The sequence below is a fragment of the Kamptonema sp. UHCC 0994 genome, assembly GCF_029167235.1.
Lineage (GTDB): Bacteria > Cyanobacteriota > Cyanobacteriia > Cyanobacteriales > Microcoleaceae > Kamptonema.
Map to the genome: position 1 here is coordinate 12,673 of NZ_JARFTR010000209.1, position 17,893 is coordinate 30,565.

Below are 17,893 nucleotides of genomic sequence, written 5' to 3' on the forward strand. Positions count from 1 at the left end.
TGCACGTCCCCTGAGCTTATGGTTAAGTTTGAAGCTGGTAGTGGAGGAGGCTCTAATAAATCCCTATTAGGGATGAAATTTACTCGCTCGACAACTCCTCCGGCTTGGGCTTTGTTATCTCTTGCTACCAATGGGCTGCTGCTTGTGACTGTTGCTTTGTTGGTGATGCGCGATCGCATGATCTCTCACTCTGCTCAAGCTAGTAACTCTATTACTGCTACTAGCTTTCACGAAAAAATGCTGGGACAGGTATCGGGAGGGATTGGGCAAAACCAGCCTGTGTTAGGGCCTCGCCACAAGTGGACTTATGAACAGTGGGTGGCTCAGTTGGGGCGGGAAGCTGAGGCTGTGGCGGTTAATAGACCCGAAAGATTGACGATTTTGGCTGGGGATTCTCTAAGTATGTGGTTTCCACCAAACCTGTTGCCAGTGGATAGGAGTTGGCTAAATCAAGGAATTTCTGGTGAGACTTCGGCGGGTTTGCTAAAGCGGTTGCAGATTTTTGACCGGGTTCAACCTGAGACGATTTTTCTGATGATTGGGATTAACGATTTAATCCGGGGGATAGGAGAGGAAACGATTCTGGCTAACCACCGACAGATGATCCGCGATTTACGTTGGGTTCATCCTCATTCGCAAATTATAGTGCAATCGATTTTACCGCATGGGGGAGATCGAGCTTCTTGGGAGGGTCGCGATCGCCTTTTAGCAATTCCTAACAGTTATATTCGCGATCTAAATCGGCAGCTTAAAGAGGTTGCCAATTCAGAAAATGCTTTATACCTAGATTTATACCCACTTTTTGCGGATACAAATGGTAATCTCCGGTTGGAACTGAGCACTGATGGCCTGCACCTGAATGAACAGGGATATTTGGTTTGGCGATCGGCTTTATTGGTTTTTAGTCAGTTAGAGTTAGATGTGAATCATTAATTAAGACTTACGCACGGAAAACCTAAGTCTGTCATTGCGAACATAGAAAATCTAAGTCTGTCATTGCGAACATAGAAAATCTAAGTCTGTCATTGCGAACATAGAAAATCTAAGTCTGTCATTGCGAACATAGAAAATCTAAGTCTGTCATTGCGAACGTAGTGAAGCAATCTTAGCCCCAAGGAGATTGCTTCGCTACGCTCGCAATGACAGAACATCCCAATGACAGAAAATTCTAGTGACAGAAAATTCTAGTGACAGAAAATTCTAGTGAGTGTTTAAGTCCGGTTTTTAGTATTCGGTAATACAGAAGGGTTGTTTGACAAATGATGGAATCCAAAGGTCAGCCTTGAAAATTCCTTTGTGTTGGGGAGTAAGTGTAACGTGATTAAAAAACTTCTACTGATTGGGGTCATCTCGCTGTGGCTACTGAGTGGCCCACTTATGGGAAATGCTTTGGCTCAAGATGCACCCGCAGTGGTGGAAAATCCGATTAATAGTGGTGATACGGCGTGGATGCTGATGTCGGCGGCACTGGTGTTGTTTATGACTCCGGGGTTGGCATTTTTCTATGGGGGACTGGTGCGATCGCGCAATGTCCTCAATACAATGATGATGAGTTTATTGTTAATGGCTCTGATCGGCGTTACCTGGACTCTTTGGGGTTACAGTTTGGCCTTCGATGTCTCAACCCCGGTTTCTGAAGGCTTTGGCAAAGGGATCGAAAAGTTCATTGGCGGCTTAGACTGGATGTTCTTAAACAATGTTGCGGCCGATAAACCCGATCCGATTGGCTACGCGGGAACGATTCCCCACCAAGTCTTCATGGTTTACCAGATGATGTTTGCGATCATTACGCCAGCTCTAATTTCAGGCGCGATCGTGGAACGGATGAGCTTTAAAGCTTATTTCTGGTTCGTGCTACTTTGGTCTACGTTTATTTATTCTCCCTTGGCTCACTGGGTTTGGGGTAGAGGTTGGCTAGGTGAAATCGGAGCTTTGGACTTCGCAGGCGGTAATGTTGTCCATATTAGTTCCGGCGTTTCTGCGGTTGTCGCCGCCTGGATGATTGGGCCCCGCAAAGACTTTATGGCCAGGCCTCACGCTCCCCATAATGTGCCTTATGTGCTGCTAGGAATTGGAATGCTCTGGTTTGGCTGGTTTGGCTTCAACGCCGGTAGCGCTTTAGGGTCAGGAGCTTTGGCTGCGGTGGCTTTTGTCTCTACGATGGTGTCTACTTCCGCAGGTGGCTTGACTTGGGCAATCCTAGAATGGGTACTTAGAGGCAAACCAACGGCTGTGGGAATTGCTTCTGGTTTCTTAGCTGGATTAGTAGGAATTACGCCTGCGGCTGGATTTGTAACTCCGCTTTCAGGTCTTTTAATTGGTTCAATCACTGCCGTTTGTTGTTTCTTTGCTGTTAGTTTGCGGGCAAAAATGCAATTTGACGATTCTTTGGATACTTACCCTGTTCACGGTGTCGGCGGAACAGTGGGGGCGATTTTAACTGGGGTATTTGCAACTAAAGCAGTTAACAGTGCAGGGAATAATGGGTTACTTTTTGGCAATCCGGGGCAACTGGTAACTCAAATCATCAGTGTTGTCGCTACCTATATTTTTGCCGCCGTCGGTACTTTTATAATCCTCAAGATTTTGGGATCGCTGATGGATTTGCGAGTAAAACAATCCGCTGAAGACCAAGGTTTGGATATTAACCAGCACGGTGAAGAGGGTTATGGAGAGGAGTTTGCTGGAGGTTTGAGCATGATTGAGGATCAATAATTATATAGCAGTTTTCAGTTGTATGAGAACAGGTAATTGGTAATTGGTAATTGGTAATTGGTAATTGGTAATTGGTAATTGGTAATTGGTAATTGGTAATAGCTAAATCCCCTAAAACCATAGAAAATTAATCTCAGAAAATTGCAATACAGAAATTGTAAAAAGCACCTTAATTCTCCTGATACGATGAAGGAGGGTAGACTTTGTTAGGATTTAGACAACTGAGAATTAAGTCAAAGCTGACGATTGCCCTTCTGGTAGTGACTTTAGGTTCAACTGCCATTGTTGGTGTTTTGACATGGAACAGAGCCAAGAGCATTCTTACCCAACGCATCTTTAACCAACTAACTAGCGTGCGTGCTGCCAAATCTGCTCAAATTGAATCCTACTTTCAATTTATTAATAACCAAATTGAAACCCTTTCCGAGGATCGGATGATTGTGACAGCAATGGTTGATTTTAATCAAGCTTTTAACCAGCTAAATCAATCAGCACTAATAATTTCTCCCACTTGGGATAAATTAATTAAAACTTATTACATCAAAGAGTATTTCCCTAGACTCTCTAAAAATATTGAAGGTAGACCCGTTTTTGAACTCTATGCTCCTAAAACTAAAGTTGCCCAATATTTGCAATATCACTACATTGCGAATAATTCCCATCCTGTCGGAAAAAAAGACGAACTGATGGCTGCCACAGATGGAAGTGAATATAGCACAGTTCATAGCAAGTACCACAAGATTTTACGCAATCTAATTAAAAAATTTGGCTATTACGATCTCTTTTTAATTAATCCTGAAACGGAAGAAGTTGTCTACTCAGTTTATAAAGAAACAGACTTTACAAGCAACTTACAAACTGGGCCATATTCCCAAAGCAACTTGGCTAGTGTAGTAGCAGCAGTAAAGCAGAACCCAGACCCCGGTGCCGTTCAAATTGTTGATTTTGCTAGCTATCGTCCATCCTACGGCGCACCTGCTGCTTTTATGGCTGCTCCTATCTATCAAGAAACGCAATTGGTGGGCATTCTAGTAGTTCAATTACCTGTCGATAGAATTAATAGCGTTTTAACAGGAAATCGGGGTTGGGAGAGGGAAGGTTTAGGTAAAACAGGCGAAACTTATCTAGTAGGTTCTGATTACCTAATGCGCTCTATTTCTAGATTTTTAATTGAAGATCCTATAAATTATTATCAGGCGCTCCGTTCCGGTGGTACGCCGACTCGTATAATTCAGACAATTGAAGAACTAAAAACTTCAATTTTGCTTCAAAGAGTCGAAACAGAAGGTTCAAAAAAGGCACTTCAAAGTAAAGAAGGTACTGAGATTATTAACGATTACAGACAAGTTCCCGTACTGAGTTCTTACGCTCCTCTAAAAATTAAAGGAATGAACTGGGTAGTGCTTTCAGAAATAGATTTAGCTGAAGCCTATGAACCTCTAAATAACTTGCAAAATTATATTATTATCCTGGCAGTAGTTTTAGTATTGTTTGTCACCTTAATTTCCTTAGTTGCTGCCAATAACTTTGTTAAACCAATTGAAACTTTAATACAAGACTCTCGCCAGATTATGCGGGGAAAACTAGAAGATGCTGAACTACAATCTACTACTCAAGATGAGTTAAGTCATCTGGTAAAAACTTTTAATGAAATGATTCGCAGTCTCCAAGAGCAAACAATGCTAGCAGAACAAAGACATCGTGAAAACGAGGAATTACTTTTGAATATTCTTCCCAGTACAGTTGCCCAACGCTGGAAAACAGGTGAAGAAAGAATTACAGATGCAACTGAACAATCAACAGTATTAGTAGCAAGTTTAGAAGGTATAAATGCACTATCTGCTGGGCGGGAAATTTCAGAGGTAGCCAGTCTCTTAAATGAACTGATTAATGGTTTTGATGCTGCGGCTCAACAGCTTGATGTGTTAGGAATAACTCGGATTGGCGAACTTTACTTTGCTGTTTGTGGGTTAACAACTCCTCGTCTAGATCATACTAAGCGAGTTGTCGAATTGGGGCTAGAGATGCTGGATATTTTGCAAGCCTTTAACAATAAATATAATCTCGATCTTAAACTACGTATTGGCATTGATGCAGGTAAGGTTATGGGGGCAGTTATAGAGGCTACAAGTTTTAGCTACTATCTATGGGGTGAAGGTTTGGCGATTGCTTCTCAACTCAATCGTATGGCTGCACCTAACACTATTCGTATACCGAATGAAGTTCATGAAAGAGTTCGCGATTTGTATACCTTCCAGCCAGCGGAGGAAATTGAATTAGTAGAAATTGGTCAGGTGGCAACTTGGGTATTGAGCCGAAATTTATCAAGTTCTGTTTCTGAAGCTCATCATAAGCTGTTACGGATTTAAACAACTAACGAAGACAGCTTATCAAAAAAAATGCAGTGGTAGTTAAGTAGATGAGAGATTAATAAATGAATTTACTTTGGTTCAAAGCCTTAATATTTATCCTGGGATTCCCATTTTTAATAGTTGTCTTGGGAGAAGTAATTTCTCGCTTAGAACCGCGAGGAAATGTACGGCTGGTAAGGTTTTTAAATAGCCTTCGCAGCTTTGTTTTTCCTTGCTTAGCAATTTGGCTGGTGATGAATCAGTTTCTCGGCTTTCCCGATAACTCTATTTTCTTACGGTTATTAGAGACGCTGATTTGGTTAGGTGTAATTTTTGCTGGTATCTTGCTCCTAGGGATTTTATTAACTACTGAACAAAACCCCACATCTTGGTATTTATTCAAAGTTCCTCGGTTATTTTTACAGATTATTCGGATTATATTTTTTCTTGGTATCAGTACCTATATACTTAGCTCTCTTTGGCAAGTAGATTTAAGTAACATTGCTGCTGCGTTGGGAGTTGGTTCTGTGGTTATTGCTCTAGCATTACAAACTACATTGAGCAATCTAGTTTCTGGCTTTTTATTATTATTTGATAGTCCTTTTAAAGTAGGAGATTGGATTCGTTTTGGAGATATTGAGGGGCAAGTTGTAGACTTAAACTGGCGATCTGTGCGTCTGATAACCCTCAATCGAGAACTGCTAATCGTTCCTAATGGTGTGTTAGATCAGCAAAATATCTTTAATTATCATAGTGGCGATCGCGTACATGGCGAACGATTTAAAATCGGATTTTCCTACGACGATCCTCCCAATTTTGTGCAGCGGGTGATTAAAAGTGCGGCAATAGCAACTAAGGGGATTTTATCCGATCCGGCTCCCGATGTTTTTACTATGTCTTATGATGATTTTGCGATTACTTATGAGGTGAAATATTTTATTGATGACTTCAAAAATGTTGAAGAGATTCGCAATGATTTTAGAACTAGAATTTTCTATGCAGCTAAGCGTAATGGTTTAACAATTCCTTTCCCAATTCGCACTTTACAGCACGTTCGGATTCGTACTCCCCAACGGGAGGAACGAGTGGAAGAAATAGCGATATTTTTACAATCTTTGCCATTTTTTGCTTTTCTAGAATCGGAGGCGATCGCTAAATTAGCTGATGTGGCGATTTTACAATTCTATGGTTTCGGAGATGAGGTGATTTCTGAAGGAATACCAGATCCAGGTTTTTATATTATTGAGGAGGGTGCAATTAAATTGTTAGTAACAGATTTGTATGGTTCTCAACAGGAAGTCATTCACCTATCGCGGGAAGATTTCTTCGGTGAAACTGCTCTTTTACCTGGCGAAAATAGTCAGGTTACGGGAGTGGTGACTCAAGATTTAACGGTGTTGGTTTTTGAGCGGGAAGCGATCGCAACTCTGATGGCTGGTAGCGCTCGCTTTGCTAGGCAGATTAACCAGTTTATTGAAGAAAGGAAAAAGAGAATTGAACAAGCACATCAGGCTAGCGATCGCTTGAATTCAGTTTCATCGCCATCTGAGTTGAATAACTCGAAGAAATCCTTTAAGCATACAAGGTTAACTTGACCTCTGCCGATCTAAAAACGCGGGGATTTTGAGCGGATGCCTTTTGCTGGTAGCCCAAGCGTTTTACAATCAAAGAGAGTTAACCTGGATTTGGGATGAATGCCGCATGGATACTAAGGCTTTTAAGCGATCGCTCCAACAGTCGGAGAATTACCACCGCAAGGGTTTTGGGCACGAAGATGAAGTCGCTGAGGTGATGCAGTCTGCCTATCAAAGCAGTCTGATTCAGCAAATTCGGGAGAATAATTACACGCTGCAACGAGGTGATGTGACGATCCGCCTAGCTCAGGCTTTTGGTTTCTGTTGGGGTGTGGAAAGGGCAGTGGCGATCGCCTACGAAACTCGCCAACATTTTCCCACAGAACGCATCTGGATTACTAATGAAATTATTCACAATCCCTCAGTAAATCAGCATTTAGTGGATATGCAGGTAGATTTTATTCCTGTTGAGAAAAGTGAAAAAGATTTTTCAGTTGTAGATCGAGGTGATGTTGTAATTTTACCAGCTTTCGGTGCCAGCGTGCAAGAAATGCAAGCACTTAATGATAAAGGTTGTAAAATTGTAGATACAACTTGCCCTTGGGTTTCTAAGGTTTGGAATACAGTTGAGAAACACAAGAAAAAAGTTTGCACTTCAATTATTCACGGTAAATACAATCACGAGGAGACGGTTGCCACCAGTTCTTTTGCTGGCAAATATCTAATTGTGTTGAATTTGCGCGAGGCGGAATATGTCAGTAATTATATCCTAAATGGTGGCGATCGCGAGGAGTTTTTAGCAAAATTTAGCAAAGCTTGTTCGGCTGGCTTTGACCCAGATAAAGACTTAGAACAAGTTGGCATTGCTAACCAAACTACTATGCTCAAAAGCGAAACTGAGCAAATTGGCAAATTGTTTGAAAAAACGATGATGCGAAAGTATGGCCCCGATCGGTTGAACGAACATTTCCAGAGTTTTAATACTATCTGCGATGCCACTCAAGAACGGCAAGATGCGATGATTAGTTTAGTGGAGGAAAAGCTAGATTTAATGCTAGTTATTGGCGGATTTAATTCTTCTAATACAACGCATTTACAAGAGATGGCTATTGAGAAAAAACTTCCTTCTTATCACATTGATTGTGCTGAGCGGATTTTATCAGGAAATCGGATAGAACACAAGCCTTTAGGAGGCGATTTAGCGATCGCTGAAGGCTGGTTGCCGACTGGTAAAATTGTAGTGGGTGTGACTTCGGGAGCTTCCACGCCTGATAAGGTTGTTGAAGATGCGATCGAGCGGATTTTCGAGATGAAAGTGTAAATTTGTCAACAGTTAACTGTTAATAGTTAACTGTTAAATTGATTAGAATAAGATCGATACACGACTTACGCAAAAGTATCGGTAACGCCGCCAACAAGCGCGGTCAAATCACCGCGCCTGTTGGCGGCGTTACGTAAGTAATGCGTAAGTCCTAATCAGTGAATTTACGGATAATCAAGAACGCCAAAATTATTTGGGCACAGAAACGTCAGCAAGAATATCAGCAACCAAGGAAGACATAGAATTACCGATATTCCTAGCTCCTGAAAATTAAAATAATGACATTCCGCCAAAGGAAACGCTAACCTAGAGATATATGTTTTAATTAACTCATCCGCAACCCATGCTCGGATTTGAACCCTTAATCGCCAGTGCCACAACCAATATAGTCAATATTGCCAGCGAAACACTTTTAGACAACAGAGGTAAACTCTTTGGTAATTTAGCCCTAGTCGGCCAAACTCTAAAAGCAAGAACTAAAAAATCTATAAATCAGGCTGCGGAAGAATATGTTTGCAAATATATCAAACGCTATGGCATTTTGAGAATTTTAGGAAAGTCCGAACCAATCCCATTAGAATCAGTTTATATACCCATTCAAGTTTGGCTCGAATCTGATATTAACCGCTGCGAATCCCTCGAAAAATTGGAGACTATCTATAGTCAGAGTGAAGTGCGCCGCTGGCAGTTTATTTATAATGATAAACTAGAGGGAATCGAAGCCGCAAACCAAAATCAATATCTAATGGTTTTAGGCGAACCGGGAGCAGGAAAATCCATCTTCTTGCGGCAGATAGCACTAGAAGCGCTCAAGGGTAAAAAACTAGGAAAAATCGGCAATTCTACATATATTCCTGTTTTCATAGACCTTAAAGAAGTAAGCACTAGAAAGGTAAACCTAGAAAAGATTATCTTAGAAGACTTTGCTAGTAGCAACTTTCCCTTCCCAGAGCAGTTGACAGCAAAAGCATTAGGTAAAGGTAAATTACTGATTTTGCTGGACGGTTTAAATGAAGTACCAGAAAATCAATTTAAAAATGTGATATTGCAAATTAAAAGCTTTGTTAATAAATATCCTAAAAATCGTTTTATTATTTCCTGTAGGACTGATTTATATCGCCATAATTTAACTGGATTTGTGAATGTTTTAATTTCCCCTTTTGATGAAAATCAGTTAGAGCGGTTTCTTTGTAATTGGTTTCACTCCGACGGAGAAACGTTGAATTTTAATGCTCTAGCTTGCTGGGAAGCTCTGCAAAAGCCTGAAAATTTAAAGGCAAAAGAATTAAGCATAAATACTTTATCTTTATCTTTACTATGTCTAGTTTACGAGCGGGACAAAAACTTTCCCAAAAGTCGGCAAGCTCTTTATGAGCAAGTTTGGCAGATATTGCTAGAATCTGGATTGTCCGATCCTCGCCTTCAGCTAAACGCTCGGGAAAAATCCATGATTTTAGAGGAAGTTAGTAACTTATTTTCAGAGATTGCCTTCACAGGTTTTGAGTCGAACAAGCTTTTATTTGAGAGGCGAATACTTGTAGAGAAAGTCAAAGATTGTGTGGGTCGCAACTTGAAGAGGCAATCAAGTTTAGATGCAAATCTAGTCTTAGACGCTATTGTAAAGCCGGGAATATTAGTTAGCGAAAAGCCTAATTTATTGGCATTTTTTCACCCCACAATACAAGAGTATTTAACTGCACAATATATTTTACCCGGAGATTACTTTTTATTGAAAGATAAAAGCAGATTTCCTCTGCAAACTCAGTCTCAAGGAGATGGCTTAACTACTATCGCCATGACAGAAAATGATAGTGAGTGTCTATGTCCTATTTCTAAAAATAGTAAGATACAGAAATTAGTTACAGATCGCCTTAAAGACGAGCGCTGGCAACCAGTATTTTTATCATTAGCAGAGATGATGGGTAGCAAAGCCGAAAAATTGCTATTGCTAATAGAAACAGAAGCACAAAAATATATTAATACTCCCAAATTAGAAGCCTTATTAACCTGGGCAAATCAAATCACCGCCGATTCTGAGGGAAATATTAAACCTGCGGCTAAACGCGCTACTGCGCTTTTAATTAGCGGCGGTGATTTTGGCTATACACAGGATGGAAGTGAGGGTGTAGGAACAACTTATGAATTGCCTTTAGAGACTGCGGGTGATTTCACCTTCAGCCGCGATTTCATGCTCACAATGAGTCGCGATCGCATTTTCGCCAGTTACCTAGCTCATATGCTGGGACTTGATATTGGCTTGACTTTAGCCCGCGCCCGTATCCTCGCTAGCACCATAACTGGTACACTCGGATTAGCTCGTACCCGCATCTTTGCTGACGAACTTACCCGCGAATTAGCGGGGACAGTAGTTAAAGTTCGCGGTCGTTTTCTGGATGTAGATTTTAATTTTGCCTTAGATACTAACCGCGATTTAGCTTTAGATCGTACTCGCGATTTAGCCCTCGTTTGTATCCTCGCCCGCGAGTATGAAAAACTCCAAATTTCTAAAGAAGGGAACCAATTTATTGCCGAATTAGAAGCACTACAAGTAAATGTACCGGGGAATAATGAACCCTTAGAAGTACATCGAAAGTTTCGCGATTGTCTCCGCAAAACATGGTTGAAAACATTTAATATTAGCCCAGAAATTGTTAATCTAACAGCCACAGAAAGAGAAGCACTTGGCAATTACTTGTATGCTAATTGTCTAATGGTGCAGTGCGATCGCGCAGCCGGAGAAATCAATCCCGCAACTTGGGAAGCGATTGAGCATCGGATGTTAGCGGTTAACCGTTAACTGTTAACCGTTAACTGTGTTAACCTGGTTAAAAATTGAATGTTTTCTGAAAAATCACATGACGGCAACAGTTGTCCAGTTAAAGCACGAAGTCAAAGACTTGTCCCTTGCCCCCTTGGGAAAACAGCGCATCGAGTGGGCCGGCCGGGAAATGCCCGTTTTGGGGCAAATTAGAGACCGTTTTGCCAAAGAAAAACCCTTTGCTGGCATCCGCTTGGCGGCTTGCTGTCACGTTACCACCGAAACTGCCCACTTAGCGATCGCCCTCAAAGCCGGTGGAGCCGATGCTGTACTAATTGCCAGTAACCCACTGAGCACCCAAGATGACGTAGCAGCAAGCCTTGTAGCCGACTATGGCATACCAGTATTTGCCCTTAAAGGCGAAGACGCAGCCACCTACGAACGCCACGTTAATATTGCCCTCGATCACCGCCCCAACATCATCATCGACGATGGCAGCGACGTAGTTGCTAGCCTGATCCAACACCGTCAAAACCAAATTTCCGACCTGATCGGCACCACCGAAGAAACCACCACCGGGATCGTTCGCCTGCGGGCCATGTTCAGAGACGGCGTGCTCACCTTCCCCGCGATGAACGTCAACGACGCGGACACCAAGCACTTCTTTGACAACCGCTACGGCACCGGCCAATCTACCTTAGATGGCATCATTCGCGCTACCAACGTGCTCTTAGCCGGCAAAAACATTGTAGTTGCAGGTTACGGCTGGTGTGGTAAAGGTACTGCACTCCGGGCTCGCGGTATGGGTGGAAATGTGATCGTTACTGAAATCGATCCGATTCGCGCGATCGAAGCTGTCATGGACGGTTTCCGCGTCATGCCGATGGATGAAGCCGCACCTGTGGGAGATTTATTTATCACAGTAACCGGCAATAAACATATCATTCGCAGCGAACATTTCGACGTAATGAAAGACGGCGCAATGGTTTGTAATTCCGGCCACTTTGACATTGAAATTGACCTCAAAGTTTTAGGTGAAAAAGCTACTGAAGTGCGGACTGTACGACCTTTCACTCAAGAGTATCGCCTTAAGAGTGGCAAGTCAGTAATCGTACTCGGTGAAGGACGTTTAATTAACTTAGCTGCTGCGGAAGGACACCCCAGTGCAGTGATGGATATGAGCTTTGCTAACCAAGCTTTAGCTTGCGAATATCTTGTCAAGAATAAGGGCAAATTGGAACCAGGTCTTCATTCTATCCCTGTTGATGTTGACAAGGAAATTGCACGGCTGAAGTTGCAAGCAATGGGCATTAATATTGATACCCTGACTGCTTCACAAATTGAGTACATGAACTCTTGGACTTCGGGAACATAATGGCTAATGGCTAATGGCTAATGGCTAATGGTTAGTAGTTAGTAGTTAGTGCAGGACAAATTCTTGTAGGGTGGGCGTTGCTATCATCTTATTTAATTACGAGAAATATCGTCCATTCAGCGCCCACCTTACTGCGATACCAATTAGCCACGATTAGCTATTAGCTATTAGCCATTAGCAATTACCAATTACCAACCAACAACCAACAACTAACCACTAACCACTAACAATTAACTAAAAAAAATGTCTGAGTGGATAATTAATACAATGCAATCCCTGGGTTATCTAGGAATTGGACTATTGATGTTTCTAGAAAATCTTTTTCCGCCCATTCCCTCGGAATTAATTATGCCATTTGCGGGATTCACGATCGCGAAAGGAGATATGCAGTTTTCACCTGCGATCGCGGCTGGAGTAATTGGTACTGTCTTGGGGGCTTTACCCTGGTACTATGGAGGTAAAATCTTAGGCGAAGAACGTCTGCGAAATCTGGCTGATAAATACGGTAAATGGATTACAGTATCCGGTCGTGATATCGACAAAGCTGATAGATGGTTTAAGCGTCATGGCACCAAAGCTGTATTTTTATGCCGCCTTGTACCAGGAGTTCGTACTTTAATATCGCTGCCTGCTGGCATTAATAATATGCCGATAGTCCCATTTTTAATCTACTCAACTCTGGGCACTACTTTGTGGGTAAGTTTTCTCACTTTTATGGGATACAAATTAGCAGATCACTATGATTTAGTCGATGAATACTTGGGGCCTGTTTCTAAGATTGTAGTGCTTTCTCTGATTATTTGGTTTGTGATTTGGGTAGTGAGGAAGAATATGCGGAAAGAGTGAAGGGAGAGGGAAGATTTAGTGATACGACCTGATTGATAATGACCAAAAAAATTGTTGCTAAGGCGTGAAATAATCTGAATAATTACCAAAATCATCGACCCAAAATCAGTAGTGACTAACTTCAACAATTTAGTTCCAGGGGGAGGACTTACAGCACATGAGTTGGCTGGAGGTCACACACTAGCAAAGCAATGATGACAATTACTTAAATGATGGAAAACCAAGAATAGTTAAACAGGTAATAGATGAGATTTCATTGTTGCTAGAAATGAATTTGGATCGATCTCAATTGAGTGATGTTCTGGCCGATGACTTAAGATGTTCTTACGATCCTACCTTCTATGGAATATCTGATATAGAGTGGTTACGGTGGGTGCAGGCAACTCTTAAACATGGTATAGAAACTACGATGTCTGCCACGATATCGGAATAATATCAATCAAGATTTGGTCATGCTTCCCAAAGCGATGATAGTTTGATAAGTAACTAAGAAAATATTTCTGCTATCTACGCTACTGTTTGTAACGCCGCCCTCTGGGCGGTATCTTTACCGCCCAGAGGGCGGCGTTACGTGAGTTTTGTTGATATCTAGTTCCAAAATCGTGACAAAATAGAAAACATTGTTGTCCACACTTTATAAGTATGTACGAAAAAATTACAGCCCCTACAACTGGTTCTAAAATTACATTCAAAGATGGTGAACCCATCGTCCCTGATGACCCGATTATTCCCTTCATTCGCGGCGACGGAACGGGTGTTGACCTTTGGCCTGCTTCTCAGAAAGTCATGGATGCTGCGGTAGAAACAGCATACAGCGGTAAACGAAAAATCAACTGGTTCAAAATTTATGTAGGTGACGAAGCTTGCGAACAGTACGGCACTTACCAATATTTGCCCCAAGATAGCCTCGACGCAATTAAAGAATACGGGGTCGCAATTAAAGGGCCATTGACAACACCTATTGGAGGCGGAATTCGTTCGTTAAACGTAGCTTTGCGGCAAATTTTTGACCTTTATGCCTGCATTCGTCCTTGTAAATATTATCCCGGAACTCCTTCACCGCACAAAACTCCTGAGTTGCTAGATGTGATTATTTACCGGGAAAATACAGAGGATATTTACCTAGGGATTGAGTGGAAAGAAGGCAGCGAAATCGCTAATAAGTTAATTGCTTTTCTGAATAATGAGTTGATTCCAGCTACGCCTGAACATGGGAAAAAACAAATTCCTCTGGATTCAGGAATTGGGATTAAACCGATTAGCAAAAAAGGTTCTCAGCGGTTAATTCGTCGGGCAATTAAACACGCTTTACGGTTGCCAAAAGCTAAGCAACAAGTAACTTTGGTGCATAAAGGCAATATTATGAAATACACTGAAGGTGCTTTTCGTGACTGGGGTTACGAATTGGTAAAGAGTGAGTTTCGTAATGAGTGCGTGACCGAGATGGAGTCTTGGATTCTGAGTAATAAGGAACACAATCCTGAGATTAGTTTAGAAGATAATGCCCGCAAAATTGAGCCGGGATATGATGCTTTAACTCCTGAAAAACAAGCCAAGATTTGCAAAGATGTTGAGGAAGTTCTCTCAGCGATTTGGGAAAGTCATGGCGATGGGAAATGGAAGGAAAAAATCATGGTCAATGACCGGATTGCTGATAGTATTTTCCAACAGATTCAAACGCGGCCGGCGGAGTATTCAATTCTGGCAACGATGAATTTGAATGGTGATTATTTATCGGATGCGGCGGCCGCAATTGTCGGCGGTTTAGGTATGGGGCCGGGGGCGAATATTGGGGATGAATGTGCAGTTTTTGAGGCGACTCACGGGACTGCACCTAAACACGCGGGTTTAGATAAAGTTAATCCTGGTTCGCTGATTTTGTCGGGGGTGATGATGTTAGAATATCTCGGTTGGCAGGAGGCGGCCGATTTGATTAAGAAGGGTTTGGCGGCCGCTATTTCTAAAGGTGAAGTGACTTATGATTTGGCGCGAATGATGGAACCGCCTGTGCCTGAGTTGAAGTGTTCGGAGTTTGCAGATGCGATTATTAAGCATTTTGGTTAACTGTTGACTGTTAAGGCAGGAGTATATTTTTGCCTAGTTTGCGGGAATCTGTAGGTGTAAATTTTGGGGTATCAAATTTTTCGGCTGTAATGCAACTGCTGTAAGGGTTTGATGCCCCTTACCTAAAAAAACGATTCCCGCAATGGCTGGAACCTTTACATGGTAAGGATTTGAGGAAAAGATCGCAGGAGGGTATTGACAAGTCGATGGCTGGAATGATACTTTTAGATCAGGTTCCCGAAACCGCACCTTGAAAACTAAATATAGTAAGGCTTTCAGAAATCGGCAGCCGCAATTAAACTAAATCCCTATCAGGGATTGAAACTGCTCATATTCTGAAATGTGGTCAGGGTCGCCGCGTTCATTGGCCGCAATTAAACTAAATCCCTATCAGGGATTGAAACATCAACAAAACGAGCTTAAAAAACAAAGTCTTGAGCAGTGGGCCGCAATTAAACTAAATCCCTATCAGGGATTGAAACCAACCGCCTTGAACAAAACGGTTCTACAACATTATCGCCGCAATTAAACTAAATCCCTATCAGGGATTGAAACGTACAGCAAGGTGCGGCTGGATTCTTATTGCTAGGTAAGCCGCAATTAAACTAAATCCCTATCAGGGATTGAAACTTCATTTTGGCTGATTGTGGGATAGCCTGCTTAGCCTCGCCGCAATTAAACTAAATCCCTATCAGGGATTGAAACGTCATTTTTTGCCGTGATTGGCTTCATAATCTTTTGCCGCAATTAAACTAAATCCCTATCAGGGATTGAAACGGTAGTTCGTCTAGCGACTCTTCTGCGGTGCGGCGGGAGCCGCAATTAAACTAAATCCCTATCAGGGATTGAAACAAAACCGAATCCAAAATAAAATCTTTAGCCGAATGCCGCAATTAAACTAAATCCCTATCAGGGATTGAAACAGGAGTACATCGGCTCCTTACGCGATCGCTACAAATGCCGCAATTAAACTAAATCCCTATCAGGGATTGAAACTTCGGGACCTGGCAATGCCGGCGAAGCAAGTGGTAATTGCCGCAATTAAACTAAATCCCTATCAGGGATTGAAACAATTGATCGCAGCTCCTATCATTCATATTCGGGATTGAGCCGCAATTAAACTAAATCCCTATCAGGGATTGAAACAATCTAAAGACAGATGTGGTTGAGTTAACCAGTAAAGCCGCAATTAAACTAAATCCCTATCAGGGATTGAAACTGGCAAGTCTACAAAGAATATCTCATCAAAGCGAGCCGCAATTAAACTAAATCCCTATCAGGGATTGAAACATGACATCTCGCAAGCCGCAAGCTGAGCCATTCCAAGGCCGCAATTAAACTAAATCCCTATCAGGGATTGAAACAAACTTGTGATGATATTTTTGGGCTTATTGCCGGGGTGTTGGGCCGCAATTAAACTAAATCCCTATCAGGGATTGAAACACGAAATCCGGTACAAGCAACCCCCATATAAAATCTGCCGCAATTAAACTAAATCCCTATCAGGGATTGAAACTGCTAATGTAGCGGTGGAGTTGCCTGTCGAGAGGCTGGTAGGCCGCAATTAAACTAAATCCCTATCAGGGATTGAAACCCAAGCAAAGATTTCAAACCACCAATACCCGATTCATCATCAGCCGCAATTAAACTAAATCCCTATCAGGGATTGAAACATATTAAGCCAGTTCCACCGGAGCAATGCTCTCTTAGCCGCAATTAAACTAAATCCCTATCAGGGATTGAAACTTAACCCCTTTTCGGAAAGTAAAGATACAAGGCTTACTGCCGCAATTAAACTAAATCCCTATCAGGGATTGAAACTGTTGAAGTGCGCGGTACTTTAAAAAAAATAATTATCATCATCAAGCATTTTTTACTATCAAATATCAATATTACAAACCTCCGCAATCTGATAAAATCCATAACAGCCATCGCCAACCCACAGCCAAATCAATGACCGACAAACGCTTCATCAGAATCAATCCCGAAATCTATCAACATCCCTTCGACCGCAAAGCCCTAGCATCCCTCGAAAAAATGCCCGGACTATCATTTCTAATGAAAAAAGTCAACGAATATGGCATAGAACGCATCCTCAGAATGCAAACCTTGGGAAGTGAATTTAAAGTAACGCCTAGAAACTTTCCTAAACTCTACAATCCCTTCGTTGAAACCTGCCAAATCTTAGACGTTAACCCCTTACCAGAACTATATCTTTCCCCCGGCAGAGGACAGATTAACACCTATGCCTTCGGCGTAGAAAAACCGACAATTGGTGTTAACTTAGAAGCAATGGAATGGTTGACAAATGAAGAACTATGCTTTGCCTTTGGACACGAACTTATTCGCATCAAAGGCAAATATATGACCTATCAACAAATGGCCTATGTCATGCCTACCATTAAAGGATTGATTGCTAGTACAACCTTCGGACTAGGTGCAATTGCATCAAATGGATTAGAACTTGCTCTTCTTAACTGGATTGTGATGTCCAAATTTACCGCTGACCGTTCTGCTTTATTAGCCTGTCAAAACCTGGAAGTAGCAATTACAACTCTAATGAAATTAGCAGGATTACCAGAAGAATATTTAACAGATGATACAATTAATGATTTTGAAGATCAAGCCCGTGAATTTATGACGACAAACCTCGATAATTTAGATCAAATTACTAAAGTATTTAGCTTCATGGAATTTCGTCTTTCCTGGTCGGTAATGCGGATGGCAGAACTCTTGAAATGGGTTGATTCAGGAGAATATCAATCCTTACTCGATACGGGTAAATTACCACAAAAAACCGAAGATCCAGATCCAGAACCCAACCCTTCAGATTGGGATTTTATCTCAAAACTATAATACGTAACGCCGCCCTCTGGGCGGTATCTTTAC

10 protein-coding genes, 1 pseudogene and 1 CRISPR repeat array are annotated in these 17,893 nt (G+C 41.8%); all 11 genes and pseudogenes read left to right on the plus strand.

What is annotated here, in order from left to right; all coding sequences use genetic code 11:
- Positions 1-18: 18 nt before the first annotated feature.
- Positions 19-933, plus strand: a complete 915-nt coding sequence (locus PY364_RS19100; RefSeq protein ID WP_275524864.1) for an SGNH/GDSL hydrolase family protein — start codon at positions 19-21, stop codon at positions 931-933.
- 384 nt (positions 934-1,317) lie between these two features.
- Positions 1,318-2,715: an ammonium transporter gene (locus tag PY364_RS19105; protein ID WP_275524866.1), complete on the plus strand. Its 1,398-nt coding sequence runs from the start codon at positions 1,318-1,320 to the stop codon at positions 2,713-2,715.
- 203 nt (positions 2,716-2,918) lie between these two features.
- On the plus strand, positions 2,919-5,084 hold the full coding sequence (locus PY364_RS19110) for an adenylate/guanylate cyclase domain-containing protein (RefSeq protein WP_275524868.1): 2,166 nt from the start codon (positions 2,919-2,921) through the stop codon (positions 5,082-5,084).
- Between the two features lie 65 nt (positions 5,085-5,149).
- Positions 5,150-6,661 (plus strand): mechanosensitive ion channel family protein, encoded by a 1,512-nt coding sequence (locus tag PY364_RS19115; RefSeq protein WP_275524870.1) that lies wholly within the window; start codon positions 5,150-5,152, stop codon positions 6,659-6,661.
- Positions 6,662-6,767: 106 nt separating this feature from the next.
- Positions 6,768-7,961: a 4-hydroxy-3-methylbut-2-enyl diphosphate reductase gene (locus tag PY364_RS19120; RefSeq protein ID WP_275524880.1), complete on the plus strand. Its 1,194-nt coding sequence runs from the start codon at positions 6,768-6,770 to the stop codon at positions 7,959-7,961.
- 343 nt (positions 7,962-8,304) lie between these two features.
- On the plus strand, positions 8,305-10,758 hold the full coding sequence (locus PY364_RS19125; RefSeq protein WP_275524872.1) for an NACHT domain-containing protein: 2,454 nt from the start codon (positions 8,305-8,307) through the stop codon (positions 10,756-10,758).
- 58 nt (positions 10,759-10,816) lie between these two features.
- Complete coding sequence (ahcY, locus tag PY364_RS19130) at positions 10,817-12,094, plus strand: adenosylhomocysteinase (RefSeq protein ID WP_275524881.1); 1,278 nt, start codon at positions 10,817-10,819, stop codon at positions 12,092-12,094.
- Between the two features lie 243 nt (positions 12,095-12,337).
- Positions 12,338-12,940, plus strand: coding sequence for a DedA family protein (locus tag PY364_RS19135; protein WP_275524874.1), 603 nt, complete (start codon positions 12,338-12,340; stop codon positions 12,938-12,940).
- A 211-nt stretch (positions 12,941-13,151) separates the two neighbouring features.
- A pseudogene (locus tag PY364_RS19140) lies at positions 13,152-13,373 on the plus strand (hypothetical protein); the annotation flags it as partial.
- 209 nt (positions 13,374-13,582) lie between these two features.
- On the plus strand, positions 13,583-15,004 hold the full coding sequence (locus PY364_RS19145; RefSeq protein ID WP_275524876.1) for an NADP-dependent isocitrate dehydrogenase: 1,422 nt from the start codon (positions 13,583-13,585) through the stop codon (positions 15,002-15,004).
- A 288-nt stretch (positions 15,005-15,292) separates the two neighbouring features.
- Positions 15,293-16,825: a CRISPR direct-repeat array (repeat unit 37 nt; unit sequence GCCGCAATTAAACTAAATCCCTATCAGGGATTGAAAC).
- A gap of 132 nt (positions 16,826-16,957) precedes the next feature.
- Entirely contained in the window at positions 16,958-17,860 is a 903-nt protein-coding gene (locus PY364_RS19150) for a M48 family metallopeptidase (protein ID WP_275524877.1), read from the plus strand.
- Positions 17,861-17,893 lie beyond the last annotated feature (33 nt).